Origin of the sequence: Lacinutrix jangbogonensis, from assembly GCF_000797445.1 — a bacterium.
GTDB classification, from domain to species: Bacteria; Bacteroidota; Bacteroidia; order Flavobacteriales; family Flavobacteriaceae; genus Lacinutrix; species Lacinutrix jangbogonensis.
The window spans coordinates 62,485-88,838 of record NZ_JSWF01000021.1 but is presented as its reverse complement, the minus strand read 5'-3'; the positions used below and the strand labels follow the sequence as shown (position 1 = coordinate 88,838).

25 protein-coding genes are annotated in these 26,354 nt (G+C 32.2%); 18 read left to right on the top strand and 7 right to left on the bottom strand.

The window, feature by feature from the left end:
* Positions 1–33 precede the first annotated feature (33 nt).
* Positions 34–549 (bottom strand): thioredoxin family protein, encoded by a 516-nt coding sequence (locus RH82_RS05720; protein WP_034058942.1) that lies wholly within the window; start codon positions 547–549, stop codon positions 34–36.
* 259 nt (positions 550–808) lie between these two features.
* On the opposite strand from RH82_RS05720, the gene hisG reads away from it, so the two are divergent.
* The 9 genes from hisG (at position 809) to RH82_RS05675 (ending at position 9,309) form a co-directional block, all read left to right on the top strand.
* On the top strand, positions 809–1,666 hold the full coding sequence (gene hisG, locus RH82_RS05715) for an ATP phosphoribosyltransferase (RefSeq protein ID WP_034058940.1): 858 nt from the start codon (positions 809–811) through the stop codon (positions 1,664–1,666).
* The gene (hisD, locus tag RH82_RS05710; protein ID WP_034058939.1) at positions 1,666–2,949 is read left to right on the top strand and encodes a histidinol dehydrogenase; all 1,284 of its coding nucleotides are present in this window, start codon (positions 1,666–1,668) and stop codon (positions 2,947–2,949) included. Before hisG ends, hisD begins: the two co-directional genes overlap by 1 nt.
* Before the next feature lie 123 nt (positions 2,950–3,072).
* The gene (gene hisC, locus RH82_RS05705) at positions 3,073–4,134 is read left to right on the top strand and encodes a histidinol-phosphate transaminase (protein WP_034058937.1); all 1,062 of its coding nucleotides are present in this window, start codon (positions 3,073–3,075) and stop codon (positions 4,132–4,134) included.
* 4 nt (positions 4,135–4,138) lie between these two features.
* Entirely contained in the window at positions 4,139–5,272 is a 1,134-nt protein-coding gene (gene hisB / locus RH82_RS05700) for a bifunctional histidinol-phosphatase/imidazoleglycerol-phosphate dehydratase HisB (protein ID WP_034058935.1), read from the top strand.
* Positions 5,273–5,356: 84 nt separating this feature from the next.
* Entirely contained in the window at positions 5,357–5,938 is a 582-nt protein-coding gene (gene hisH, locus RH82_RS05695) for an imidazole glycerol phosphate synthase subunit HisH (RefSeq protein ID WP_034058933.1), read from the top strand.
* A gap of 102 nt (positions 5,939–6,040) precedes the next feature.
* Positions 6,041–6,784: a 1-(5-phosphoribosyl)-5-[(5-phosphoribosylamino)methylideneamino]imidazole-4-carboxamide isomerase gene (gene hisA / locus RH82_RS05690; RefSeq protein ID WP_034058931.1), complete on the top strand. Its 744-nt coding sequence runs from the start codon at positions 6,041–6,043 to the stop codon at positions 6,782–6,784.
* Between the two features lie 122 nt (positions 6,785–6,906).
* Positions 6,907–7,662, top strand: a complete 756-nt coding sequence (gene hisF, locus RH82_RS05685) for an imidazole glycerol phosphate synthase subunit HisF (protein WP_034058966.1) — start codon at positions 6,907–6,909, stop codon at positions 7,660–7,662.
* A 62-nt stretch (positions 7,663–7,724) separates the two neighbouring features.
* The gene (hisIE, locus tag RH82_RS05680; protein ID WP_262494851.1) at positions 7,725–8,366 is read left to right on the top strand and encodes a bifunctional phosphoribosyl-AMP cyclohydrolase/phosphoribosyl-ATP diphosphatase HisIE; all 642 of its coding nucleotides are present in this window, start codon (positions 7,725–7,727) and stop codon (positions 8,364–8,366) included.
* Positions 8,367–8,499: 133 nt separating this feature from the next.
* Positions 8,500–9,309 (top strand): carboxypeptidase-like regulatory domain-containing protein, encoded by an 810-nt coding sequence (locus tag RH82_RS05675; protein ID WP_034058928.1) that lies wholly within the window; start codon positions 8,500–8,502, stop codon positions 9,307–9,309.
* Between the two features lie 127 nt (positions 9,310–9,436).
* On the opposite strand, the gene RH82_RS17730 is transcribed toward RH82_RS05675, so the two are convergent.
* From RH82_RS17730 to RH82_RS05660, 3 genes are all read right to left on the bottom strand, one after another.
* A complete protein-coding gene (locus RH82_RS17730; protein WP_052158236.1) occupies positions 9,437–10,681 on the bottom strand; it encodes a S41 family peptidase in 1,245 nt (414 codons plus the stop codon).
* Positions 10,682–10,777: 96 nt separating this feature from the next.
* On the bottom strand, positions 10,778–11,575 hold the full coding sequence (locus tag RH82_RS05665; RefSeq protein WP_034058926.1) for a LytTR family DNA-binding domain-containing protein: 798 nt from the start codon (positions 11,573–11,575) through the stop codon (positions 10,778–10,780).
* Positions 11,576–11,662: 87 nt separating this feature from the next.
* Positions 11,663–12,082, bottom strand: a complete 420-nt coding sequence (locus RH82_RS05660; protein WP_034058925.1) for a hypothetical protein — start codon at positions 12,080–12,082, stop codon at positions 11,663–11,665.
* A gap of 98 nt (positions 12,083–12,180) precedes the next feature.
* On the opposite strand from RH82_RS05660, the gene RH82_RS05655 reads away from it, so the two are divergent.
* Together RH82_RS05655 and RH82_RS05650 are read left to right on the top strand one after the other, a co-directional pair.
* Positions 12,181–12,957 carry a tRNA pseudouridine synthase A gene (locus tag RH82_RS05655; RefSeq protein ID WP_034058923.1) on the top strand — a complete coding sequence of 259 codons (777 nt, stop codon included), beginning with the start codon at positions 12,181–12,183 and terminating at the stop codon, positions 12,955–12,957.
* A gap of 69 nt (positions 12,958–13,026) precedes the next feature.
* Positions 13,027–13,692: a DUF2461 domain-containing protein gene (locus tag RH82_RS05650; RefSeq protein WP_034058921.1), complete on the top strand. Its 666-nt coding sequence runs from the start codon at positions 13,027–13,029 to the stop codon at positions 13,690–13,692.
* Between the two features lie 67 nt (positions 13,693–13,759).
* Here the strand turns inward: RH82_RS05650 and RH82_RS05645 are convergent, their stop codons facing one another.
* Positions 13,760–14,176 carry a hypothetical protein gene (locus RH82_RS05645; RefSeq protein WP_034058919.1) on the bottom strand — a complete coding sequence of 139 codons (417 nt, stop codon included), beginning with the start codon at positions 14,174–14,176 and terminating at the stop codon, positions 13,760–13,762.
* 112 nt (positions 14,177–14,288) lie between these two features.
* Between RH82_RS05645 and RH82_RS05640 the strand changes: the two genes are divergently transcribed.
* The gene (locus RH82_RS05640; RefSeq protein WP_034058916.1) at positions 14,289–14,678 is read left to right on the top strand and encodes an acyl-CoA thioesterase; all 390 of its coding nucleotides are present in this window, start codon (positions 14,289–14,291) and stop codon (positions 14,676–14,678) included.
* A 292-nt stretch (positions 14,679–14,970) separates the two neighbouring features.
* Here RH82_RS05640 and RH82_RS05635 read toward each other — a convergent pair whose 3' ends face one another.
* Together RH82_RS05635 and RH82_RS05630 are read right to left on the bottom strand one after the other, a co-directional pair.
* Positions 14,971–15,264 carry a DUF3817 domain-containing protein gene (locus tag RH82_RS05635; RefSeq protein WP_034058914.1) on the bottom strand — a complete coding sequence of 98 codons (294 nt, stop codon included), beginning with the start codon at positions 15,262–15,264 and terminating at the stop codon, positions 14,971–14,973.
* 1 nt (position 15,265) lies between these two features.
* The gene (locus RH82_RS05630) at positions 15,266–17,443 is read right to left on the bottom strand and encodes a T9SS type A sorting domain-containing protein (protein ID WP_034058911.1); all 2,178 of its coding nucleotides are present in this window, start codon (positions 17,441–17,443) and stop codon (positions 15,266–15,268) included.
* 109 nt (positions 17,444–17,552) lie between these two features.
* Between RH82_RS05630 and RH82_RS05625 the strand changes: the two genes are divergently transcribed.
* The 6 genes from RH82_RS05625 (at position 17,553) to RH82_RS05600 (ending at position 26,266) form a co-directional block, all read left to right on the top strand.
* Positions 17,553–20,378, top strand: coding sequence for a M16 family metallopeptidase (locus RH82_RS05625; protein WP_034058910.1), 2,826 nt, complete (start codon positions 17,553–17,555; stop codon positions 20,376–20,378).
* 33 nt (positions 20,379–20,411) lie between these two features.
* Positions 20,412–21,014, top strand: coding sequence for a GNAT family N-acetyltransferase (locus RH82_RS05620; protein ID WP_034058908.1), 603 nt, complete (start codon positions 20,412–20,414; stop codon positions 21,012–21,014).
* A gap of 138 nt (positions 21,015–21,152) precedes the next feature.
* A complete protein-coding gene (locus RH82_RS05615; protein WP_034058906.1) occupies positions 21,153–22,463 on the top strand; it encodes a DEAD/DEAH box helicase in 1,311 nt (436 codons plus the stop codon).
* 148 nt (positions 22,464–22,611) lie between these two features.
* Positions 22,612–23,421, top strand: a complete 810-nt coding sequence (locus tag RH82_RS05610; protein WP_052158235.1) for a winged helix-turn-helix domain-containing protein — start codon at positions 22,612–22,614, stop codon at positions 23,419–23,421.
* A gap of 354 nt (positions 23,422–23,775) precedes the next feature.
* Positions 23,776–25,647 (top strand): OmpA family protein, encoded by a 1,872-nt coding sequence (locus tag RH82_RS17725; RefSeq protein WP_052158234.1) that lies wholly within the window; start codon positions 23,776–23,778, stop codon positions 25,645–25,647.
* A 427-nt stretch (positions 25,648–26,074) separates the two neighbouring features.
* The gene (locus tag RH82_RS05600; RefSeq protein WP_034058905.1) at positions 26,075–26,266 is read left to right on the top strand and encodes a cold-shock protein; all 192 of its coding nucleotides are present in this window, start codon (positions 26,075–26,077) and stop codon (positions 26,264–26,266) included.
* Positions 26,267–26,354 lie beyond the last annotated feature (88 nt).

Sequence of the window (26,354 nt, the reverse complement as noted above, 5' to 3'; positions counted from 1 at the left end):
AGCGTTGCTTTTTTTTATACATAAATAATAAATTCACTTCTTAATAAATTCACTTTTTATAATTTCAAGTTCTATAGCATTAAGTTTTGATGTTGTTTTTAGTTTTCCTATAAAATCATTAACTTCTTCAAGAGTTGCTGGACAACCTAAGTTTTGATCCTTATTATTTTTAGAGTTGATTAATTGTTTTCCATCAGCATCTAGAATAATCCAATAAGGTAAACCTTGGTTTTCTCCACCATTTGCTTTTAAAAACTCTGCGCCATTAGGGTTTTCTAATTTCTTATTATTTTTACTCTCTAGCACCGTAATGTGCTCAATAACATAGTTATTATTAAAAAGCTTTAAAGTACGTTCTAATTTCATATTCTTATCCATTTTTTTACACCAGCCACACCAAGAGGCATGAAACATAATAAAGATATTTTTATTTTCTTTTTTAGCAGTTATTTGAGCTCTTTCTACAATTGTTTTTGTGCTTTCTTGAGCTATAGCAAATTGTGCACTTGCTATAAATATTAAAGCTAATAGAATATGTTTAAATTTCATAAGGTAAATTTTAGATTTCCATAAAAATAAAAATTTAATTGTAAGTAATTAGGATTTGTAAACATAATTTTATAATCTTTGTGAAGAACAAAAACAGACATGAACTTTATTCAACTACATCATCATTTTCATACTTGCACTCAAGCGAGGTGAAGATGTATTGAATAAAATCAAAATATTTTTAAATCCGTTTGAGCAAATCAAACGGATTTTTTCTATTTATACCGTTTGATTTTGCCTAAAACAATAATAAAGCAAGATGACTAAACTAAAAATTGCAGTTCAAAAATCAGGAAGACTTAATGAAGATTCAATGAAGCTTCTAAAAGACATTGGTATTTCTATAGAGAATGGAAAAGATCAATTAAAAGCTGCTGCACGTAACTTTCCTTTGGAAGTTTTTTACTTAAGAAATGGGGATATCCCTCAATATTTAAGAGATGGAGTTGTAGATGTAGCCATTATTGGCGAAAATGTTTTAATAGAAAAAGGAAACGATTTACCAATTGTAGAGCGTTTAGGTTTCTCTAAATGTAAAGTCTCTATTGCTGTGCCAAAAGATTCTAAGGCTTCAAGTCTACAGGATTTACGTGGTAAGCGTATTGCAACATCGTATCCAAATACTGTAGAGCACTTTTTAGATAAAAACGGAATAGAAGCCAAACTCCATATTATTAGTGGTTCTGTAGAAATCGCTCCTAATATTGGATTAGCAGATGGTATTTGTGATATTGTGTCGAGTGGAAGCACGCTGTTTAAAAATGGATTAAAAGAAGTAGAAGTGCTTTTGAAATCTGAAGCCGTTTTGGCAAAATCACCAAAACTGTCTAATGAAAATGAAGCGTTATTACAGAAAATTCAATTTAGAATTCAATCAGTTTTAAGAGGTCAGAATTCTAAATATGTGTTGTTAAATGCTCCAAATGATAAATTAGAGGACATTATTTCTGTTTTACCAGGAATGAAAAGCCCAACAGTATTGCCATTAGCCGAAAAAGGTTGGAGTAGTGTCCACTCTGTTATCGATAAGAACCAGTTTTGGGAGGTTATCGATGAGTTAAAAGCTAAAGGAGCTCAAGGTATACTGGTTTGTCCAATTGAAAAAATGGTGATGTAATGAAAACAATTATAAACCCAAATAAATCAACGTGGTCAGAATTATTAAAAAGACCAACGCAAACAGTTGATGCTATTGAGAAAACAGTAAATGAGGTTTTCGAAGATGTCGCTAAACATGGTGATATAGCCATTGCTAAATACACCAAAAAATTTGATGGTTGCGAATTAGATTCAAATGTTGTTACTGCTGATGAAATAGAAAAGGCATCTGCTTTGGTTTCCATTGAATTAAAAAAAGCTATAGCGCAAGCGAAATCAAATATTGAGGCATTTCATAGCGCTCAAAAAACAGATAAAGTTTTTGTTGAAACCGTAAAAGGTGTACACTGTTGGCAAGAAAAAAGACCTATCGAAAAGGTTGGTTTATATATTCCTGGAGGAACTGCACCATTATTTTCAACAGTTTTAATGTTAGCAACACCTGCAAATATTGCTGGTTGTAAAGAATTGGTATTATGTACGCCTCCAAATAAAGAAGGTCAAATAGCTAACGAAATTTTATACACGGCAAACTTATGTGGTGTTACTAAAATTATAAAAGTTGGCGGTATTCAGGCTATTGCAGGTTTAACGTTTGGAACAGAAACGATACCTCAGGTTTATAAAATTTTTGGACCAGGAAATCAGTTTGTTACGGTTGCAAAGCAAATTGCGACTAAGTTTGGTGTAGCCATAGATATGCCTGCAGGACCAAGTGAGTTATTAATAGTGGCAGATGATTCTGCAAATGTAGCTTATGTAGCTTCAGATTTGTTAAGTCAGGCAGAACATGGAGAAGATAGCCAAGTTATTTTAGTTTCAGATTCAATTAAATTAATAGAATCTGTACAAAACGAGATACAAAAGCAACTTTTGGGATTACCAAGAAAACAAATTGCAGAAAAGGCTTTAATTAATTCTATAGCCATTGTTATTGAAGCTGCAGATTTAGCTTTAGATTTAATAAATGATTATGCTCCAGAACACTTAATTATTGCAACACGAAATAATGACTTTTTTATAGATAGCATAAGAAATGCAGGCTCCGTATTTATTGGTAATTATACACCAGAAAGTGCTGGCGATTATGCTTCTGGAACCAACCATACTTTGCCAACAAACGGGTTTAGTAAGGCCTATTCTGGAGTGAATTTAGACAGTTTTACAAAGGCTATTACATTCCAGAAAATAACTAAAGAAGGAATATTAAATATTGGTAAAACAATTGAATTAATGGCCGAAGCTGAAGGTTTACATGCGCATAAAAATGCAGTAACTTTAAGGCTAAAAGATTTAGAATAAACGGTCACTTCGAGTAATTTCTGATGTAGGAGAAAATGGTATCGAGAAGTTTTAGTAAAACCAAAGTTAACGATACAAAATTGTAGAAAAAGCAATTGCAATCGAACTGACAAACAATAAAAAATGAACACAAATTTCAACATAAACAACCTCGTAAGAGCAAATATAAAAGCTTTAAAGCCCTATTCGTCGGCAAGAGATGAGTATAAAAATAGTGCATCAGGCGCTATGGTTTTTTTGGATGCTAACGAAAATCCGTTCGAAAATGGTGTAAATCGTTATCCCGATCCACAGCAAAAAGAAATCAAACAAAAGCTATCTGCAATTAAAAAAGTAGAAACAAATCAGATTTTTGTTGGTAATGGTAGTGATGAAGTTATCGATTTAGCTTACCGTATTTTTTGTGAACCAGGAAAAGACAAAGTGTTGACTTTTTCGCCAACGTATGGAATGTACGACGTGTCTGCTAATATTAATAATATAGAAGTTATAAAGCAACCGTTAATTAATGATTTTCAAATCAATCTAAATCAGTTACAACCGTATTTAGATTTCGAAGATGTAAAAATCATTTTTATATGTTCACCTAATAATCCAACAGGAAACAGTATTAATTCGGAGGATATTGAATATGTTTTAGAGAATTTCAATGGAATCGTAATTGTCGATGAAGCGTACATCGATTTTAGTGCACAAGCATCATTTCTTAAAAACATTAACAAATACAATAACTTGATTGTAAGTCAGACGTTTAGTAAGGCTTGGGGATTAGCAGGTGTTAGAGTAGGAGTTGCTTATGCAAGCGAAGAAATTGTTGCTTTATATAATCGTGTAAAACCACCTTATAACGTCAGCACTTTAAATCAAGAAGCAGTTTTAAATCGCTTAGACGATTTAGAAGAAGTAAGCCATATTATAGGAATTATCCTTTTAGAAAGAGAGGTGTTAATTTCAGCTTTAAAAACGATTAGTTATATAGAAACCATTTATCCTACAGATGCTAATTTTGTGCTTGTAAAAGTAGATGATGCCACAAAACGTTACCATCAATTAATCGAAAAAGGAATTGTTATTCGTAACAGAACCACGCAACCTTTATGTGAGAATACGTTGCGTTTAACTGTTGGGACAGCAACAGAAAATAAAAAGCTTATTGAAGCATTAAAATCATTAGAGAAAAATTAAAACCATGAAAAGAGTCTTATTTATAGATCGTGATGGAACCATTATAAAAGAACCAGCAGACGAGCAAATCGATGCGTTTGAAAAACTGGATTTTTACCCAAAAGTATTTACTTACCTAAGTAAAATCGCTAAAGAATTAGATTTCGAAATTGTAATGATCACTAATCAAGACGGTTTAGGCACAGAAGTATATCCTGAAAACACCTTTTGGCCAGTTCACAACTTTGTTTTAAAAACTTTTGAAGCTGAAGGCATTACTTTTAAAGAACAATTTATAGATGTTACTTTTGCTAAAGATAATGCGCCAACACGCAAGCCGAACACGGGTTTATTAACGCAATATTTTACTGACGAATACGATTTAGCAAATTCGTTTGTTATTGGAGACCGATTAACAGATATAGAATTAGCAAAAAACTTAAATGCGAAAGGTATTTACATTAATGATGAAACGCATTTAGGAACCGATGAAATTACCGTAAAACGTGAGCATTTAGATCAATATATAGCTTTAGAAAGTAACGATTGGGAAACCATTTATCGTTTCTTAAAAATGGATGCTCGTAAAGGGTCAATTGAAAGAAACACCAACGAAACTAAGATTAAAATAGAGTTAAATTTAGATGGTACTGGAAAATCGAATATCGATACAGGTATTGCCTTTTTCGATCATATGTTAGATCAAATTGCACGTCATGGTCAATTAGATTTAGACTTAAAAGTAGTTGGTGATTTGGAAGTCGACGAACACCATACTATAGAAGATACCGCAATTGCTTTAGGCGAATTATTTGCAGATACTCTAGGTAATAAATTAGGTATAGAACGTTATGGTTTTTGTTTACCAATGGACGATTGCTTAGCGCAAGCTGCAATTGACTTTGGAGGAAGAAATTGGTTGGTTTGGGAAGCCGATTTTAAACGTGAAATGATTGGTAAAATGCCAACAGAAATGTTTTTTCACTTTTTTAAATCGTTTACAGATGGAGCACGTTGTAACCTAAATATAAAAGCTGAAGGTACTAACGAACACCACAAAATTGAAGCGATTTTTAAGGCCTTTGCAAAAGCGATTAAAGTAGCAGTAAAGCGTGATGCGGATAAAATGATTTTACCCAGTACTAAAGGAATGTTGTAAAGTGTTTGTCATTCCTGCGAAGGTAGGGATACACAAGCTATATAATTATAAATAGATTCCTGCTTTCGCAGGAATGACAGAAGAATGAAATTAGTTATAATAAATTACGGAGCAGGAAATATTAAAAGCATTCAATTTGCTTTTAAAAGACTTGGTGTAGAGGCTATTTTGTCTAACAATCCAGACGACATTAGAACTGCAGATAAAGTCATTTTCCCAGGCGTTGGAGAAGCGAATTCGGCAATGAAAATGCTTAAAGTATCTGGTTTAGATACGTTGATTCCTAATTTAAAACAACCGGTTTTAGGCATTTGTCTAGGAATGCAACTCATGTGTAAATCTTCAGAAGAAGGAAATACTAATGGTTTAGGGATTTTTAATGTAGATGTAAAACGCTTTTCGAATGTTGTAAAAGTACCGCAAATGGGATGGAATACCATTTCAGATTTAAAATCACCATTATTTAAAGGTATTAAGGAAGACGCTTTTATGTATTTGGTTCATAGTTTTTATGCTGAAGCATGCAAAGAACAAATAGCAACCACTAATTACGAGTTTAATTACGCATCAGCATTACAGAAAAATAATTTTTATGGTGTACAGTTTCATCCAGAAAAGAGTAGTGTAGTAGGAGAGCAAATTTTGAAGAATTTTTTAGAACTTTAGTTTGGATAAAAGAAGTTTGTCATTCCTGCGAAGGCAGGAATCCATATAATTGAATATATATATATTAATTAAAAAGAGACCCTTTTTTTTTAAGGGAATGTTATGAGAATAATACCAGCAATAGACATTATAGACGGGAAATGTGTGCGTTTAAGTAAAGGCGACTACAATACCAAGAAAATATATAACGAAAGTCCGTTAGAAGTCGCTAAAGCATTTGAAGCTTCAGGAATTGAGTATTTGCACGTCGTAGATTTAGATGGAGCAAAAGCAAAGCATATTGTAAATCATAAGGTGTTAGAGCAAATAGCGACGCGTACTAATTTAAAAATCGATTTTGGTGGTGGATTAAAAACTAACAAAGATTTAGGTATTGCCTTTAATTCTGGTGCTTCCCAAATAACTGGAGGTAGTATTGCTGTTAAAAATCCTGAGATATTTCAAGAATGGTTAACGAAGTTTGGAAATAATAAAATTATACTTGGAGCCGATTGCAATAACGAGAATATTGCTATTAGCGGTTGGTTGGAAGAAAGCGATTTAAAAGTGATTCCTTTTATTAATGAGTATCAGAAAAAAGGAGTGCGCTATGTTATTTGTACAGACATCTCTAAAGATGGAATGCTTGAAGGTCCAAGTTTTGAATTGTATAGTAGAATATTAAGAGAATGTCATTCTGAGCAAAGCGAAGAATCAATTAAGCTGATTGCCTCAGGAGGCGTTTCAACATTTGATGAATTACCTAAACTAGCTAAACTCGGTTGCGAAGGCGTTATTATTGGTAAAGCGATCTATGAAAATAGAATCAGCTTAAAGCAATTAGAGAATTTTATAATTAACAAATAAAGTCATTTCGAGTGATTTAGAGGTAGGAGAAATTGTATCGGGAAGTTATTCAGATGTTCTCGATACAAAATTGCAGAAAAAATAATTTCACTAGAACTGACGAAGCCAAAAGCTTAACAAAAATGCTTACAAAACGAATTATACCATGCTTAGATATTAAAAACGGGCGCACCGTAAAAGGTGTGAATTTTGTCGATTTACGTGATGCTGGAGACCCTGTAGAATTAGCTAAGCAATACGCTTTTAAAGGAGCCGACGAGTTGGTTTTTCTTGATATTTCTGCAACATTAGAAGGTAGAAAAACCATGCATGATATGGTTTTAAAAGTCGCAGAACACGTAAATATTCCATTTACAGTTGGTGGTGGAATTTCGAGCGTGGAAGATGTAGACGACTTGTTGCAATGTGGTGCAGATAAAGTGTCTATAAATTCTTCGGCTATAAAAAGACCAGAATTGGTTAACGAATTGGCGAACAAATTTGGGAGTCAATGTGTTGTGGTTGCTATAGACGCCAAAAACATAAATGGAAATTGGATAGTGTATTTAGCAGGTGGAACTATACCAACGGAACTAAATTTATTCGATTGGGCAAAAGAAGTAGAACAAAGAGGCGCAGGTGAAATTTTGTTTACCTCTATGGATAACGACGGCACAAAAGATGGTTTTGCTAACGTAGCATTAGCAAAGCTCTCCGAAACGCTTAATATTCCAATTATCGCTTCAGGTGGAGCAGGAACAATTCAGCATTTTATAGACACTTTTGAGAAGGGAAATGCTGATGCTGCTTTGGCCGCGAGTGTATTTCATTTTGGTGAAATTCCAATTTCAGAATTAAAAGAAGCATTGAAAAATAAAAATATTCCTGTAAGACAATAAGTTTAACAAACAAACTTTCTATCATCTTGAGTGCAGTCGAAAAAATAAAATGGTAACTAATTATACACTTAGACCGCGCTCAGTGCGACAAAACTAATAAAACGATGAACATAGATTTTAATAAAAACAACGACGGATTAGTTCCGGTAATTATACAAGACGCATCAACTAAAAACGTGCTCATGTTAGGTTATATGAATGAAGAAGCCTTAAAAGTAACGCAAGACACTAAAAAAGTTACTTTTTTTAGCAGAACTAAAAGTCGGTTATGGACAAAAGGTGAAGAAAGTGGTCACTTTTTAAACTTGGTAGATTTAAAATTAGATTGTGATAACGATACATTACTAATTACTGTTAATCCAGTTGGACCAACATGCCATAAAGGAACAGATACGTGTTGGGCAGAGTCTAATACAGAAAACTTTGGGTTTATTTCGAAATTAGAAGATACTATTGAAAGTAGAGTAAAGGCTGGAGATTCTTCGACATCTTATGTGGCTTCATTATTTGCTTCAGGAATTAATAAAGTAGCTCAAAAAGTAGGTGAAGAAGCTGTAGAAGTAGTTATTGAAGCTATGGATAACAACGACGATTTATTTCTAAGTGAAAGTGCCGATTTATTATTTCATTACTTAATGTTATTGCAAGCAAAAGGTTTTAAGTTGAACGATGTTGTAGCTGTTTTAAAAGGTAGAGAGAAGTAGTTTGTGATATTCTACAACAATAGATGTATAAATTTATTTTATGTTATAAATAAAACATATTAATATATGTTTATATATAAAGATTCGTCTTTTAAACAGGTATGAGGTATTTTTGTAGAAGAAATTATATATTATGAAAAACCTACTTACTTTATTTTTATTATCAGTTAGCATTTTTACATTTTCCCAAGATATAAAACGCGAAAATGTTAAAGGAAAAATTATTGTTGAAGGCAATGATATTGATGGCATAACTATTTTTAACTCCTCCTCAAATTTAGGAACAGTATCTAATGAATTTGGTGAATTTACAATTGCTGTAACTTCAAACGACCTCTTAGAGATTAGAGCAATAGAGTATCAAAATTTTAATATTAAAGTTAATAAATCGATTTTAGAATCGAAAAAATTAAGTATTTTTTTAATTGAAGAAATCAATAGATTGGACGAAGTTATCGTTTCGTCTAAAAGCCTCACAGGTGATATTGAGGCAGACCTTAACAGTATTCATACATTTAGGCCAAAACTAGATGTTATTTATTTTGGAGCCAAAAACAATAACAATGAAGATTTTAGTACTGATGAAATAAGCCAGGTGCAAAGTGCAGCTATGCACTCTCAAGCTCAAACTATGGTCAATGGTTTAAACGTTATAAATGTTGTAGATCAATTATTGATACCACTTTTTAGATCTGAAGTTAAAGACAAAAAAGCAGCTGGAATTCCTGAAGTACCAGCAAAATCAATTAAATACTATCTTGGCTCTAATTTTTTGATTGAAAATTTTAAAATCCCAGAGCATCGTGTTGAAGAATTTATTAGATATGTTGAAGATGAGGCGTTTGATTTTGACTTGTTAAATTATGGTCATGAATTAGAATTCCTTGAGTTACTTAGTAGAAAGAGTAAAATCTTTTTAAATACTAAAAGTGTCATAGATTAAAAAGTGTTTATTTTTCTTTAAGATTTTAAATATAAACTGTCGCTAAAACCAAATAGCGACAGTTATTCTAATGTGTATTTAGAAAGTTTAACCGTGCATTAGAACCACGTAAACTTGTTGTGTTTTTTTAATTATTGTCAGTTTCAATCATTTTTAAAGTTTGTTCAATCCAATCGGTGTTAAAATCTAATGGATATTCTGGTGAAACTCCCTTTCCTTCGAATGCTAAGTATTTACTAAAATTCATATCTGTAGGAGTCATGTTAAAATAACCAGAAGGCGTATTATAATTATAACCATAATTCATTCCGTAGGCAATAATACCACGAGTGGTTTGTCCTAAATGCTTAGCGTTTTTTAGTGCTTTGAGTTTTAAGGTGAATTGCTCGCCATTACTACCCGCAAAACAATTGGTTAAAATATAAACATTTTTGTTTTTTAAGAGTTTTAGAAAAGGATCTGATAATTTACTGTTTCCGCCAGCATTACTTCTTAAGTCTACAATCACATTTTTAGCGGTAAGTTTAGTTTCCATGTCTGCATAAAATCTTTTAAAGGCTTTTTTATTCTTTGTACTGAAAGAAGAAAAATCACCAAAATACATATACTGAGTTTCAGGTGTTAGTTGTTTAAATTCCCAATTGGTTTGGTTTTCTATTGGTAACTCAGCATTTGCCGTATTTCCTATCTTTTTATAAGACCATAGTCTTCCGTTTTCAAAAGAAATACTTTTAACAAAACCTGGAGTTCTTGTTGCTGGATGATAATAAAAGAGGTTGTATTTTATGCCATTAGTATGTGTTGCTTCAAAAATCACTTCTCCAGCTGTCCATTGTTTTAAATTGCTTTCTAAAACAATGCCAATAAGGTCTTTTTTGTTTTCGGCGTAATAAATACCAATGGTTTGCTGGTCTCCATATTTATAAAGTCCATCTAAATCTGTTGGTTTTTTTAAAGCCAATTCAGATTTTAAAGCCTCTAGATTAAGATTTGTTTTTGGATGATTAATATGTTTTTCTGAAGCTTTAAAATCGATTAGTTTTGCATCATCTTTACTATCTTCTTTGGTGATATATTTACTAACGAATTTCAAACTGCTGTGCACATCATTAACTAAAAGCATTTGTTGAAGTAGCATTTTGTAACATGCTTCTAAAGGAATTGGTTGCTTCATTTTAGATGACAGTGATTTATAACTTGTTTCAAACGCTGCTTTTTTATCGCCTTTTATTTGTTTTTTATATGAAGGCATTTTCTTCATTTTAGTGACTATAAAATCTAAATCAGTTTTACAGTCGCAAGTTTCTGTTTGTGCAAAAGCGCATGCGATTCCGAAGAAAAAAAGGAGATTAAGTGTGATTACATTTTTCATAATTAATTGGTTTTATGTTATTAAACTTTCTGAAGCAAAGATATTTCAGAAACAACTACAAACTCAATTATAATAGTGCTTTGGGGTGTAATGGTGCTATGTTGTGGCGATATTTAAGGTTCTTTTAGTAGCTTCTAGATACGTTTTAGAAATTGGAGTTTCAATAGCATTAGAAAGAAGTAAAAAATGTTTGCCTTTTTCGGTTTTCCACTGTTCAAAATGATATGGATTAATAATATAGGAGCGATGCGTTCTTAATAATTCTGGAAAGGATTCGGCGATTACAGATAATTTATTTCTTATTAAACTTTTCTTAAGTGTATTGTTAGAGAGGTAAAATACTTCAACATAATTGTCGCTTGATTTTACGCAAATTAAATCGTTTATAAGTAATCTTATGCTTTCGTAATTCCCTTCGCCTTTAATTTCAATTTTTTGATCTTCAAGTTTCTTGTTTCGGTATTTTCCAAATGCAAAACGACCAAAAATAATAATAGGAAGTATCGTTAGTAAAGCTGGTAGTAATATTCCTGTTAAGTGATAACTTAGTGGATAGGGATTAGGTTCGTTTGGTACTACAACAAAAAGATACAATAGTCTTGCGAAAATAACACCCAAAAAAGCAAAACTAATTAAAAAAATAAGTTCGTGTTTTATCAACCACTGTCCATTACTTTTTTTGTGTATGAATGATTGTAACGGTAAAAACACTAAATAAGAAATGCCGCCAATGCTACCATAAAGTGGTAAATATAATAATTTTTCATGTTCATAAAATTCGCTAACATCTAAAGGTTCTGTGAAATACAGAAATACAAAAATCCAAATAGCTAGGCCTAAAGCAATTAGTAAATGGTGTTTTATAGAGGAGTCAAAAGGATATTTAATATTCAATAGCGCTTAGTTTATAACGAAATTAATAAAAAAAGCATCAACCCTAAAATTTAAGGATTGATGCTTTTAAATTATTTTGGGATTCTATTATTTTATCCAACCTTTTGTTTTAAATAACCGTGCTATAAGAACAGAAATAACAGCAAAAACTAGTATCATAATTGTCATTCCAATACTACTAGCATGTCCACTAATTAAGATATGACTCATTTGGATTATTACTCCTAAAAGTGATATTAGCAGTAGAGCATATCCTAGTTTTTTTCTTAGTAATATAAATACAAAGCCAAAGAAACCTGTAAATACAGCAATTGCAAAAGTAGCAGTTACCCAAGAAGGTGCGCTTGCGACTATGTCTAATTGTTCTTGGCTGTACATATTTCTAAAACGCTCTGTATTGTAGGCTTGTTGAAGGTAGTGGTTAACTCCCATGACGTTCCATAGAAGGCCAATAACGGCAACTATCCAGAACCAAACAGGAGGTTTTTGTTTAAAATTTACAGACATAATATTTGTTTTTAGATACTTAATTCGCATACAAGTTATAATTTTTTTGCTTAACGCTATTTTATAGATTATTTTCGAGCAAATTATTTGACACTCTTTTGAAAAAATTCTTCTACGTTATTACTATTCAATATTTAGGCTATCGGTTTCACGGTTGGCAAAAACAACCAAATGTAAAAACATTGCATTTAATGGTTGATCGTACATTGAATTTTATAATGGAAGGCAAGCGTTTTAAAAGTTTAGCCTCTGGTAGAACAGATGCTATGGTTTCGGCTGAAGAAACGGCCATAGAATTATTTTTGTACGAGCCAATAGAGGATTTTGAAGCCTTTTTAAAACTTTTTAATAGAAATTTACCTCAAGATATTCGCGCACTAACGATTAAAGAAGTTGATGGTAAATTTAATATTATTCAAAACTCAAAAATTAAAGAGTACTTGTATTTATTTGCTTTTGGCGATAAGTTTCATCCTTTTTGTGCACCAATTTTAACTACTGTTCTTGATGATTTAGATCTTGAGCTTATGAAACGAGCAGCAAAGTTATTTGAAGGTGAACATTATTTAAAAAAGTATTGTTACAAACCAACGGATAATGGTATTTATATTCGTGAAATTTTAACCTGTGAGATTGTTGAGAACACTATATATTCTGCTAATTTTTTCCCTAAGAAAAGTTACTTATTACGTGTTAGAGGAAAAGGGTTTATGCGAAATCAAATACGATTAATGATGGGCACCTTAATAGATTTGGGAAAAGGGAAGCTAACATTTCAAGATATTGAAGCATCCTTAAAGCCCGATAATATAGTAAAGATAGATTATGTTGCGCCAGCTTCAGGCTTGATATTGAAGTCGGTTGAATTTGAATAACAATTTCCTAGAATTTAAAGTATAAACTCTATTTATACTTTTGTATTTTTATAGAGTAAATAAAACAATATGAGCATTAAACTGACCTTAGATTTCCTTGGAAAATTAGAAAAAAACAATAACCGAGATTGGTTTGCGGAAAACAAAAAGGAGTACGATACTGCTTTAGCTGAAGTTAAAGTTTTATTTAATGATGTTTACATAGAAATGGAAACTCATGACCAATTTGATAAAATGAAATTGTTTAGAATTTATAGAGATGTACGATTCTCAAAAAACAAGCAACCTTATAAAAATAATTTTGGAGGCAGTTTTCATCGTGCTAAGCCACAACTAAGAGGTGGTTGCTATTTACAAATTCAACCTGGGAACAATTTTATGGCGGCTGGTTTTTGGAGTCCTGAAAAAGAGGATTTACTTAGAATAAGAAAGGAATTTGAAATGGATGATAGCGAAATACGAGACATTTTAAATAATAAAACCTTTACATCTGCTTGGGGAGAGTTAGAAGGTGACGCTTTAAAAACGGCGCCAAAAGGTTTTGATAAAGAGCATCTTGCAATAGATTTATTGCGTAAAAAACAATATATTTTCTCACATAAATTTACAGATAAAGAAGTGCAATCACCAAATTTTGCCAAAAACGTAAGCGATAATTTTAAAGCTATGCGTCCTTTTTTCGATTACATGAGTGATGTATTAACTACTGATTTAAATGGAATGTCTTTAATTTAGTGTACTACATTTTATACTAAAAACAGGTTTAGCGGAATCCTCAAGGCAACGGCTAGCATCTTTTTTATTAAATAGCTGCAAGAATTTGAGCTTTTTCAAACAATTGAATATTGCTTTGTAAGCGTTGTATAATAATATTCATCATACGTTTATTTAATGCTGAGGAACTTTCGTTATAAAGAATATATTCATCTGAAGTAAACTGTCCAATTATCATTCCTTTTAGCACATTTCTAAACTTAATATCTTTATGGGTTGCATTGTCCATATACTGCAAACGTCTTTCGGTAGTGAGCTCGTAAAATACATTTTTGTGATTTGTAATGTAGTTTCTAAAGACTGCTATAAGTAAATCGTTTTGTAGTTTAATAATTGGACGTAACGTTAAGTTTTGAAAACGTTCTTCCTTGCTCATATTATCATTTATTTTAATGGAATGTATTAGAGGTCTAATCTCTAATAGTTGTAAATCTCTAGTTCTCATAATTAGATGTTTTTTTATAAAAATATTAATTTATGAGGCTATAATGATTTCATATTGAAATTTCTTGTTAACGCTCTTATCAACAATTACCTTTATAATAAATTATTTTACTATGAAATTTCACACAAGAAAATGGGTAAAACCCGAAGATTTAAACCCTAATGGCACTTTATTTGGAGGTCGTTTATTAGCTTGGATTGATGAGGAAGCAGCATTATATACTGTTGTACAGCTAAATAATTCAAAAATAGTCACTAAGTACATGAGTGAAATAAACTTTAACAGTAAGGCTGTAAAAGGGGATATTGTTGAAATAGGAATGGAAGTTAAGAACTTTGGAAAATCATCAATCACATTAAAATGTGCAGTAAGAAATATGATGACACGTGAAACTATTATTACAGTAGAAAATATTACTATGGTTAATTTAGGTGAAGATGGAAAGCCTAAGCCGCATGGGAAAACTAAAGTTGAGTATGTTAGCGATAGGTTAAAAGATTAACTTATTCTTTTAATACCTTGTTCTAAAGCACGACCAGAGATTTTCTGACTAGCACTATTTCCTTTTTTTTTAATAATTTAAAAGGAATAGATTCCACAACTTAACGAAAAGTGATGCTTTTATATTCTCTGTATAACGCAACCAAGTTTGTTTTTTTAGTACGACCATACTCACAGTAACTTGCCCAAAAACCTACTTTTTTTACAACAACAACTTCTAGTCGTTATCTACTAATATTTAAGTAATTTAAAAACAAGGTTCGGGCAGGCAAGGGTGATAATTGGACACCTGTTTAATATTTAATATTAGCCAATGGTTTTAAGTATTTTTTATCAACATAGAAAGCCCCAAATGGTATTAGTGAACCTAATACAATAATGATAAACGTTTTAGTGTTCCACTTATAAGTAATTCTTAAAAAAACAGCAAGCGCAATATAGGCTACAAATAATAATCCATGAGGCATGCCCAGGAGTTTTACATAAGCGTCGTTTCCTTCTGGCATGCGTTTGTATATTGAAGCTCCCATTAATAGTAGATAGGATGTTCCTTCTAGGAAGGCTATAATTCGAAAGGCTTTAAGCATACTATTTTTTTATTAATTTCTTTATTATTGTTTCGTTAGAATTTTGCTGAATAAACTTAGCAATATAGATGCCCGAAGATAAATTTGAAACATTTACACTCTCGCTATTATCCATGTTTTTTGATTGAATTAACATTCCATTCAAACTATATATTTCTACAACTAAATGATCTAAAAAATTAGTTTTCACATGCAATTGATCTAAAACGGGATTAGGATAAATGGTCACTGTGTTATTCAAAGTGTTTTCTGTAGTTGATAGAGTAGCGTCAAAATATTGTACAGCTAAAGCATAAGCATCTTTGCCAATTTTATCTCCAATTATGCGACCTCTAATATCGTCTATTGGAGGATGAATTCCTCCCCAAATACGTGATAAACTTGTTTGGTCTGATGCGTCTCTGTACGTTGCCCATTGTAAAGTAAAGCTTTCCGTAGGCCCTTCTTCAAAGACTAAAAAATCGTTTTGAGTAACACTAAAAGTTCCCATTCCGCCTGGAAAAAAGGCATCACCAGTTATTAATGTGAGCACTTCTGCGGCAGCTCTTGAAAAAGTAGAGTGTCCAGAAAGGTAACCTGCAAAAGGAGGAGTAACAAATGTAGGACGCTGGTAAGGCCACCATTTTTCTCCTAGAATCCAATCTACACCTGCGGCATCTGTATTTGGATCTGCAATATAATCAGGGCCTTTCCATGCTTTTATTTTAATTTTATCTATGTTTTCATCATTAGGTCCTGCTAAAGGATCACCAATAGTAACGAGTTCAATTAAATTAGTAATAAGTGGCATGCCATGCGGATCGTAACTTGGTAAACTAGCATCAGTACTTTGTCCTTTTCCTGCTAGGTATCTAATAGCTGAAACGGGACGAATATAATCGTAATAGCCTTTAATTCCCCATATGTTTACTGCAGAATCATGCATTGCGCCACCTAAGGTTAAATAGCTTTTAACATCCCATTCTAAATCACTTAAAACCAAACCTTGACCATTAAATTGCTTTACAGTATCTACATGATCGCTTACATAATTCAAAACTGTAAACCAATGTCCTGGTGGTGTTTCCGAATCAGGCCCATCAGCCCAAAACTCTGCTAAAACTCTAGCATAATCACTTCTTTTAATTAATTGAGGTGTGTATGCTAACCCTGTATTTGGATTTAAAGCATGTCCTGTTCCAGAATCTCCACCAGCAGTAAAGTTGTAAAACGCTTGATATTCTTGAAAGGTTTGTGGGTAGTTTGCAATATCAACATTGCCTATAGAAGCAGGGGAAATGTCAATTATTGTATTGTCATTAGGGTCTAAATGGGAAGACCAAGAAGCGACTAGTGCAAAATACCATTTATAAGGATCGTCAATTCCGTCTTCGTTAGAGTTTTGTATGTAATCTGGTGGTCCTGGATCGTTATAAACATAACAATCGAAACCATTGTTGATAATTTGTAAATCGATGTTCTTTAGAGCAAACGGACTCACTTCGCCCCATTCAGGGCTTAAAAATTCTGGTGTATCAATAGGGTAGGTGTTTCCGCTTTGGTCTACATATACGTCGAATGCTAGGGGTTGCCAAAGGTTTGGATTTATACTTGTATTGTCTTCATATAATTGAAGAACTAATGGTTGATTTGTAGCAGTATAGTTTTGGTTAGCGTAACTATTCAGTTCGTTGGCGCTATCTTGATTTCCAAAAGCAATAATTTCTTGTGCAAAATAATTTCCTAAAGCTGCGTAAGAATTTGTGCTATAGTCTGTCGATATAATCGTGTCATCATAACCTAGAGCATTAAAAAAAGTGCTAATTGAAGCTAAAGTAGTAGCCGAATTAGGAGCATTTGCAAAACGATGATTAAGCAAACGAAACATGGTGTAACTCATCATTTCTGCTCTTGCGGCATCAATATTCGAAGGTGTTGCAATGCCATTAAAAGTAAAGTGGTGGCCTTGATATATTTTTCCTAAAAAAACAGTTTCTGCTTGTGGATCAAAAAGGGCCCACGTATCATACATAGCGGTAGAAGTATGGAATAAGTTTCTAGCATGTACTGTAGGTCTTGCAAAATCTATACGAATAGCACTTAATAATTCTTCGTTCCACTGTCTTGCAATAGATTGCTGTGCAGTAATGGAACTCACCGTTACTATAAATAACGCAATTAATAGGATGATTTTCTTCATTATATATATAATTTAGGAAAGTTGTAAACTTACTAAAATTCGTATAATTAATACAATTAACATTAAATAATAATATACCTTTATTGCATAAATTTAAAAAGTTATTATCATGCGTGTATTAAAGCAAATCGTTTTATTTAGTATTATTTTATTTTCATTTAGTTGTTCGAATACAGAAAAACCAGCTTCTAAAGAAGAAGTATTTAAAATCGACTACGAGAAATTCACTCTAGATAATGGACTTGAAGTTATTTTGCACGAAGATCATAGTGATCCCATTGTAGCCGTTGCAACTATGATGCATGTAGGTTCTAATAGAGAAAAACCAGGACGTACAGGATTTGCTCACTTTTTCGAACACATGAGCTTTAATGATAGTGAGAATGTTCCTGTTGGCGCTAACCGAAAAATGATACCAGAATGGGGAGGTAGTAGAAATGGCGGTACTTCTAACGATTATACTGTGTATTACGAAGTGGTACCAAAAGATGCTTTTGAGAAAATTCTTTGGATAGATTCTGACCGCTTTGGTTATATGATTAATACAGTAACAAAAGAAGCCTTAGAACGGGAAAAACAAGTGGTTAAAAACGAGAAGCGTCAGCGTGTTGATAATGCTGCTTATGGTTATACAGATGAAATTAAACGTAAAAATCTATATCCTGAAACACATCCCTATAATTGGACAGTAATTGGTGCTTTGCCAGATTTACAAGCCGCAACTATAGATGATGTAAAAGAATTTTATAAGCAATATTATGGTGCAAGTAATGCGTCTTTAGTAATTGCAGGAGATATTGATATTAAAGAAACAAAAGCTCTGGTTAAAAAATGGTTTGGAGAAATACCAAGTGGGCCAGAAGTTGAAATTTTAAAGCCAATGCCAGTAAAACTAAAGGAAACAAAATCTTTATATTTTGAAGATGGTTTTGCAAAATTACCAGAATTACGCATGACATTTCCAACTGTAGAGCAATATAACCAAGATAAATATGCATTAGAGATTTTAGGTCAGTTGTTAAGTGGAAGTAAAAAAGCACCACTTTATAAAACTATTGTTGAAGAACAAAAATTAGCACCTGGAATTGGAACTTACCAAAGCAGTAGCGAATTGGCAGGTGAATTTGTTTTTAGAGTACGCGCTAATGCTGGAATAGATTTAGATAAAGTAAAATCGGCTATAGATGAAGGTTTGCTACGTTTTGAAAAAGAAGGTGTTAATACAAGTGATTTAAAACGTATTAAAGCAGAACTTGAAACTAATTTATACAGAGGTATTAGTACAGTCTTAAATAAAGCGTTTCAGTTAGTCGAAGATAATGAGTATAAAGGAGATCCAAGTTATATTACGCAGACAGCTAAACTAACAAACGCTGTTACTGCAGAAGATGTTATGCGCGTGTATAACAACTATTTAAAAGATGAAAACTATGTAATGACGAGCGTAGTGCCAAAAGGGAGTTTAGATTTGGCTGTAGCCGAAGCAGAAAAAGCTACCGTTTGGATTGAAGAAGTAAAAAAGGATGTTGCTAACGAAGAAGTTAGTCAAGGTGCTGAAGCTGTTTACAACAAAACACCTTCTAAACACGATAGAAGTGAACCCGCTTATGGTGAATTACCGTTGTTTAAATCTCCCACTGTTTGGCAAGATGCGCTTAGCAATGGCATGACAATTTATGGTATTGAAAATAACGAAGTGCCATTAGTACAATTCGATATTACCATTCCTGGAGGTCATTTATTAGACCCAATGCATAAATCTGGAGTCGCTAATTTGTTAGGAGATTTAATGTTAGAAGGTACTGCTAATAAAACACCAGCAGATTTGGAGGAAGCTATTGGTTTATTGGGAGCAAATATTAACACGTATTCTACAAATGAAGCATTCCATATCACTGGATCGTGTTTAGCTAAAAATTTCGATGAAACCATTGCATTGATTAGAGAAATAATTATAGAACCACGTTGGGATGAAGTAGAATTTACAAGACTTAAAAACGCCTTAGAAACGAGTTTAAAAGGTAGGGAAGCTAACCCTAATAGTATTGCTTCGATGGCTTATAATAAGTTAATATATGGTGAAAAGCATATTTTTTCTGTTCCAGGTTCTGGAACTCAAGAATCGGTTAAAGCTATTTCTATTGCTGATTTAAAAGCGTATTTTAGGAGTTTTTCACCAGAACAAGCAACATTTCATATCGCTGGCGCATTAGATAAAGTGGCTATTAAAAGCACATTAGAATCTTTAAACAATTGGGATACTAAAAGTGTAGTCCTTCCAGTATTTCAATTACCAGAAAGCACAGCAAAAAATCAACTGTATTTTATTGACTTTCCAGGAGCGAAGCAATCGGTATGTTTAATAGGGAAATTAGTATTATCACATGACAATGAAGATGCAAATAATTTGAGTTTTGCAAACGAAATTCTAGGAGGAGGTTCTAGCGGGAAATTATTTCAAACCTTAAGAATAGGTAAAGGATATACTTATGGAGCTTATTCAGGCATAGGCAGAAGTAAAGAAGTGTCTCCATTTACAATTAGAACTAGCGTAAGAGCAAATGCAACATTAAAGTCTTTAGAAATTATTAAGAATATGGTTGCAAATTATGAACAAGACTTTACGGAAACAGAAGTAGAACTTACTAAAAATAAAATTTTAAAAGGAAATACTAGAGCTTTCGAAAGTTTAGGAGCTCAATTAGGCATGCTAAGAAAAATCAGTAAATACAACCTGTCTAAAACATTTACAGAAGATGATCAAGAGGAATTGGTTAATATGTCTTTAAAAAATTACAAAACTATTATTTCTAAATATCTAAACGAAGAGGATATGATTTATGTTATTGTTGGTGATAAAGCAACTCAATTTGACGAAGTAAAAAAACTTGGAAAATCTATTGTTGAATTAGATATTTATGGCAATAAATTATAATTATTCATAGTAAGCATAATCAATGATAGCGATATGAATAATACACCTTTAGACTTCAATTCTGAATACATATTAGAAAATGATGTTGTTAAGCTCATACCTTTAAAAGCTGAAGACTTCAAAGTATTAACAACCTTCGCAATTAATGAACCTACTTTATGGGAATACGCTTTAATGCCAGCAAATGGATTAGATAATTTAAAAACCTATTTATATAAAGCATTACAAGATAAATTAGATAAAAAAGCCTATCCCTTTTTGGTATTCGATAAACGTACAAATGAATATGCAGGAAGTACACGTTTTTATGACTATCAATTGCAATACAACACGGTGCAATTAGGCTATACTTGGTATGGGAAAGCGTTTCAAGGTACAGGGCTAAACAAAAATTGTAAATTATTATTACTCTCTTTTGCTTTCGAAACGCTTGGAATAGAGCGTGTAGAATTTAGGGCAGATAATGATAATAAAAGAAGTATTGCTGCCATGAAGAGTTTAGGTTGCACTGTTGAAGGTGTATTAAGGCAAAATTGCGCTACACCAAATGGAGAGAGGCGGGACAGTATTGTATTAAGTATTCTAAAAGGCGAATGGTTTGGAGGACTTAAAGCTAATTTAGAATCACGGTTATAAATTTTTATTGTTTTCAATACAAAGCGCATAAGTCTTGGTTTCTTATTCTAACAGTTTCAAAATTTCCGAACGTTCTTGTTTCTTGAATTTGACCTTATTGTTTATTAAACTGTAGTTATCTTTGCCAAAAAAATAACAATGTCCAATCAAAAAAAATCGCAACAAGCAATTTTAGATAAATTGAATATCGAAGCGCTAAACCCTATGCAAGAGGAAGCGTTTTTGTCTATTTCATCTATTGCTAATACTGTTTTGTTATCACCAACAGGAACAGGTAAAACACTTGCGTTTTTATTGCCTACAATAAATGAATTGTCTCCAAAATGCGAGACTGTACAATTGCTGATTCTAGTACCTTCAAGAGAATTAGCCATACAAATAGAGCAGGTGATAAGAGAGATGGGTTCTGGCTTTAAAGCCAATGCTGTTTATGGAGGTAGACCATTTTCTAAAGATAAAATTGAGTTGGCTCATGCTCCGGCAATTTTAATTGGAACACCTGGTCGCGTTGCAGATCATCTAAGAAAAGAAACCTTTTTAGTAGCAGATATTAAAACCTTGGTTTTAGACGAATTCGATAAATCTCTAGAGATAGGTTTCGAAAAAGAAATGAGTGAAATTTTAGCAAGCTTACCAAATATTAAAAAGCGCATTTTAACCTCTGCAACTCAGGATATCGAAATTCCGAGATTTGTTGGTCTTGAAAACGAAATAACAATTGATTATCTAGATACTAAAATCTCAAATTTAGTAGTTAAAAAAGTAATCTCTCCAGATAAAAACAAACTACAAACCTTAGTCGATTTAATACATCATATAGGTAATAAGCCCGGTATTATATTCTGTAATTTCAAAGATACTATTCAATATGTAAGCGACTTTTTAGATAAAAACGAGATTCCTCATGGTTGTTTTTATGGAGGTTTAGAGCAAATAGAGAGAGAGCGTGCGCTTATTAAATTTAGAAACGGAACACATCAAATTATTATTGCAACAGATTTGGCCGCTCGTGGGTTAGATATTCCAGAATTGAATTTCATTATTCATTATCAATTGCCTTTAAAAGCGGAAGAATTCACACACAGAAATGGTAGAACAGCAAGAATGAATGCTCAAGGAACAGCTTATGTTTTACAATGGGAAAATGAATATCTGCCAGAATTTATTGCATTATCTGAAATTGCAAAACTAAGCAGTAAACCAACAACTATCGGCAGTCAATGGTCTACTTTGTATATTTCGGGAGGACGAAAAGATAAGATCTCTAAAGGTGATATTGCAGGTTTATTTTTTAAACAAGGAGGTTTAGAGCGCAATGAATTAGGTGTTATAGAATTAAAACAAGACTGCGCTTTTGTAGCTGTGCCTAAAGAAAAAGCCTTGGCAATTGTGGAGAAAGTAAATAATATGCGCGTAAAGAAGAGAAAAGTGCGTGTTACAATCGTTTAAATTCTTTTTCTTTGATTTCAATTGTCAAAAAAGTGTAAAAGAAGTGTCAATTACTATTAGAAGTCACTAAATAATAAGTTATTTACCTAGATTAAAAAATAGAATCACATTGAAAATAAATAGGCTACTTCTCATATTAATAATTTCTATGGCGTTTTCTTCGTGTCAAAACGAAGACTACGACAATATCTCAGCTACAACTAAGGTTGCTATTAGAGAAGCTGGTAATCAATTATTACTTAAAAATCAAGATTCTACCTCGTTAATTTTGCCTGTTTTAGAACTTGACTCTTCGGTTTATAAATTAGAATTTAATCAGCCTTTAACTTTTGAACCAAATCAATTAGTAACTGCAATAGATAGTAGTTTTAATGTTGCGTTTTTGCCAAAAAATTATCGTGTAGAAGTATTACAATGTTCAGATAATGAAGTTGCTTACAGTTATGAAATTCATACAGAAAAAGAACGTACTTTAATTCCATGTGCAGGAAGGGTTTTGCCAAATGGCTGTTATACCATTAAAGTCTCTTTTTTAAATCTAACGCAGGAGAATGATAGTTACACTTGGCTTTTTTGTTTTTTAGGATTTGGGATGCTTCTTTTTATACTAAAGTATTTCTTAAAGAAATCTAAACTTAAAACCAATGTAAAGGCTATAGATGATGATTTCGAAAAATTAGGCGTTTTTCAGTTTTATCCAGAGCAGAATAAATTAGTAAAAGCAGCAACAGAGATTAGTCTATCTAAAAAGGAATGTGAGCTTTTAGCTATTTTTGTAGCCAATCCAAATCAAATTATTAAAAGAGACGAACTTACCAAAAGAGTATGGGAAGATAATGGTGTTTTTGTAGGTAGAAGTTTAGACACTTACATTTCTAAATTACGTAAAAAACTACAAGACGATACATCTATTAAACTTACTAATGTTCATGGTGTTGGTTATAAGTTAGAGGTTTAAAGCTAGCGAATCCATATAATTTTCATATTTCGTATTTCTGTAATATAAAATTGAACGTTTATTTCTTTCTTAAAACGGTCCTTATTATATAGAGCACTTTTAATTTTGTTTGTTATCATTCATTTAAATTAGGATTTAATAAAATATGTATTACTCATTTTTTTGTGTAATTATCGCGTATTCTGACAATAAAAAACCTTGATTTTTGTTGGATTAACAAATAACTTGATTTTTTTTTAATCAATTCATATTTAGACGTATAGCCTTAGAAATAAACATATTTTATATTACCTGATTTCCATAAATGTTGTTTCTTTGTAGGCTATTTATCAGTATAACAAGAAATATCATATTATGAAACATTATTACAAAATTTTTGCAATAGCACTTATCTTAACCATAAGTACGCAGCTATCATTTTCACAAAACACAAACAACGGCTGGTCTTTTGAGGCAGGTTTAAGTGTCGTAAATCTTTACCCTGTTGGCGAAGACGCGCCACAAGGCGAGTTTTTTGACGAATTTATAAACCTTAATGACCATGGGAATTTAGGCGTTTACTTGGGAGTAACAAGAAATCTTACTAATAATTTGTCTATTACAGCAAAAGGAACGGTAAATGAAATAAGTAAATGGGGAGAGTTTGGTGAAGCAGATGAAAGTGTATTGGTAGACAATCTTAAGTATTATGGACTTGATGCTATGGTTAACTACAGCTTTGGTAAAGGAAAACTTCAACCGTTTATTGCAGTTGGTGGAGGTTATACTTGGATTGAAGAAGGACCATTTAATACATTCTCAACTACTTCTGGTACAAAAAACTTAATTGGAGCAGGAACAGCAAATGGATCTATTGGTCTAAAGTACTGGATTAGTGATAAGCTAGGAGTAAATTTACAAACAACTTATAAGCATGCATTTAAAGATTACTTACCTAAGCATTGGGATCACAATGTAGGTATTGTTTACAAACTTGAAAATAGTCAAGAGGTAACAATAGAAACAGAAAAGGTGACCACTACAGAAAGTCTTTGGTCTTTTGAGGTAGGTGTAAGTGTGGTAGATCTTTTTCCAGTGGGTGAAGATGCACCACAAGGTGAATTTTTTGATGAGTTTATAAACTATAATGACCACGGAAATCTAGGATACTACATTGGAGTAACAAGAAACCTGACAGACAATTTTTCTTTAACTGCAAAAGGAACAGTAAATGAAATAAGTAAATGGGGTGAATTTGGTGAATTAGACGAAAGTGTATTAGTTGATAATCTTAAATATTATGGACTTGATGCTATGGCTAACTATAGCTTTGGTACAGGGAAACTTCAGCCTTTTGTAGGCGTTGGTGCAGGTTATACTTGGATTGAAGAAGGACCATTTAATACATTCTCTACTAGCAATGGTACTGATAATCTAGTTGGAGCAGGAACAGCAAATGGATCTGTTGGAGTTAAATATTGGATTAGTGATAAGTTAGGAGTAAATGTACAAACAACTTATAAGCATTCGTTTGAAGATTACTTACCTAAGCATTGGAATCACAACGTAGGATTAGTTTATAAAATTAACGGAAAAGAAAAAATAGAAGATGATACTGTTAACGATACAGATGGTGATGGTGTTCCAAATGAATACGATTTATGTCCTGATGTAGCTGGTTTAGCTAATCTTGGTGGTTGTCCTGATACAGATGGTGATGGCATTACTGATAAAGATGATTTATGCCCAGAAATTAAAGGGACTATTGCTTTTGGTGGATGTGTTGATTCTGATGGTGATGGGATTCCTGATAATAGAGACGCTTGTCCTGAATTAAAAGGAGCAGATAATGGTTGTCCAATCAAAGTTGTTGAAACTCCAACTATTGAACCTGTAACTCCAGTTATTGTGGAAAGAAAAGTGTATTTTGGTTATAATAGTACTAAGCTTGATTTAAATGCAAAAGTGTTATTAAATGATCTTGCAGCTAGTGTAACAGGGGATTCTAATTATAGTATTGCTATTGAAGGTCATGCAGATAGTAACGGTTCTAAAACTTATAATTATAACCTTTCTCTAAAGAGAGCTGAGGCAATTAAAAGTTACCTTGCTACTAAAAACTTATCTAGTAGTTTTATTTCTATTTCTGGTAAAGGAGATACTGAGCCAGCATCTTCAAACAAAACAGATGAAGGAAGGGCGTTAAATAGAAGAGCAGAATTAACTATAAATATTTCCGCTAAGTAAAATTTAATTTATTGTTAATTAAAAATTGTGCTAACCTATTTAATAGGTTAGCACTTTTTTTTTAACACTACATTTTCTGTTACCAAAACTGACTCTTAAGATGCTAAAACAACATTAGTGTTTTTTTTAAAGAAACTCAACAACACAAACCATGTTTGTAAAACGCTAGGACAGCTGTACTTTAATAATCTGTGTGGCCTTTATTTGGTAACAAGTTATTAATTCAAATGCTATTTAATTTTATATTTTCAATAGTAATTCTCCAAAAAATGTACTACCGAAGAATAAACTATTCACCAGTGACGGTAGAAATGAAGGTGTAAATGACTTAAAAACAGAAATAAATAATTATTTAATAGAATAACACTTGTTTTCTAACTTAATCACATTATATTTGCAAAACATTAATAAATTAAATTACATTACAATGAGTAAAGGAACAGTAAAATTTTTCAACGACGCTAAAGGATTTGGATTCATCACAGAAGAAGGTGTAGATAAAGATCATTTTGTACACATTTCAGGATTAATCGATGAGATTAGAGAAGGTGACCAAGTTGAATTCGACTTACAAGAAGGAAACAAAGGATTAAACGCGGTTAACGTAAAAGTTATCTAAGATATATTCATATATTTTCAAAAGAGCCCATCTTATAGATGGGCTTTTTTTATGCGCAATAGTCTGTGCTCCAAAAAGTGTGGTTATC

What these genes read in the sequence shown, in the direction of transcription:
- RH82_RS05720 (WP_034058942.1), bottom strand. Translation starts at nt 549, where the DNA reads ATGAAATTTAAACATATTCTATTAGCTTTAATATTTATAGCAAGTGCA.
- hisG (WP_034058940.1), top strand. Translation starts at nt 809, where the DNA reads ATGACTAAACTAAAAATTGCAGTTCAAAAATCAGGAAGACTTAATGAA.
- hisD (WP_034058939.1), top strand. Translation starts at nt 1,666, where the DNA reads ATGAAAACAATTATAAACCCAAATAAATCAACGTGGTCAGAATTATTA.
- hisC (WP_034058937.1), top strand. Translation starts at nt 3,073, where the DNA reads ATGAACACAAATTTCAACATAAACAACCTCGTAAGAGCAAATATAAAA.
- hisB (WP_034058935.1), top strand. Translation starts at nt 4,139, where the DNA reads ATGAAAAGAGTCTTATTTATAGATCGTGATGGAACCATTATAAAAGAA.
- hisH (WP_034058933.1), top strand. Translation starts at nt 5,357, where the DNA reads ATGAAATTAGTTATAATAAATTACGGAGCAGGAAATATTAAAAGCATT.
- hisA (WP_034058931.1), top strand. Translation starts at nt 6,041, where the DNA reads ATGAGAATAATACCAGCAATAGACATTATAGACGGGAAATGTGTGCGT.
- hisF (WP_034058966.1), top strand. Translation starts at nt 6,907, where the DNA reads ATGCTTACAAAACGAATTATACCATGCTTAGATATTAAAAACGGGCGC.
- RH82_RS05675 (WP_034058928.1), top strand. Translation starts at nt 8,500, where the DNA reads ATGAAAAACCTACTTACTTTATTTTTATTATCAGTTAGCATTTTTACA.
- RH82_RS17730 (WP_052158236.1), bottom strand. Translation starts at nt 10,681, where the DNA reads ATGAAAAATGTAATCACACTTAATCTCCTTTTTTTCTTCGGAATCGCA.
- RH82_RS05660 (WP_034058925.1), bottom strand. Translation starts at nt 12,082, where the DNA reads ATGTCTGTAAATTTTAAACAAAAACCTCCTGTTTGGTTCTGGATAGTT.
- RH82_RS05650 (WP_034058921.1), top strand. Translation starts at nt 13,027, where the DNA reads ATGAGCATTAAACTGACCTTAGATTTCCTTGGAAAATTAGAAAAAAAC.
- RH82_RS05645 (WP_034058919.1), bottom strand. Translation starts at nt 14,176, where the DNA reads ATGAGAACTAGAGATTTACAACTATTAGAGATTAGACCTCTAATACAT.
- RH82_RS05640 (WP_034058916.1), top strand. Translation starts at nt 14,289, where the DNA reads ATGAAATTTCACACAAGAAAATGGGTAAAACCCGAAGATTTAAACCCT.
- RH82_RS05635 (WP_034058914.1), bottom strand. Translation starts at nt 15,264, where the DNA reads ATGCTTAAAGCCTTTCGAATTATAGCCTTCCTAGAAGGAACATCCTAT.
- RH82_RS05630 (WP_034058911.1), bottom strand. Translation starts at nt 17,443, where the DNA reads ATGAAGAAAATCATCCTATTAATTGCGTTATTTATAGTAACGGTGAGT.
- RH82_RS05625 (WP_034058910.1), top strand. Translation starts at nt 17,553, where the DNA reads ATGCGTGTATTAAAGCAAATCGTTTTATTTAGTATTATTTTATTTTCA.
- RH82_RS05620 (WP_034058908.1), top strand. Translation starts at nt 20,412, where the DNA reads ATGAATAATACACCTTTAGACTTCAATTCTGAATACATATTAGAAAAT.
- RH82_RS05615 (WP_034058906.1), top strand. Translation starts at nt 21,153, where the DNA reads ATGTCCAATCAAAAAAAATCGCAACAAGCAATTTTAGATAAATTGAAT.
- RH82_RS05610 (WP_052158235.1), top strand. Translation starts at nt 22,612, where the DNA reads ATGGCGTTTTCTTCGTGTCAAAACGAAGACTACGACAATATCTCAGCT.
- RH82_RS17725 (WP_052158234.1), top strand. Translation starts at nt 23,776, where the DNA reads ATGAAACATTATTACAAAATTTTTGCAATAGCACTTATCTTAACCATA.
- RH82_RS05600 (WP_034058905.1), top strand. Translation starts at nt 26,075, where the DNA reads ATGAGTAAAGGAACAGTAAAATTTTTCAACGACGCTAAAGGATTTGGA.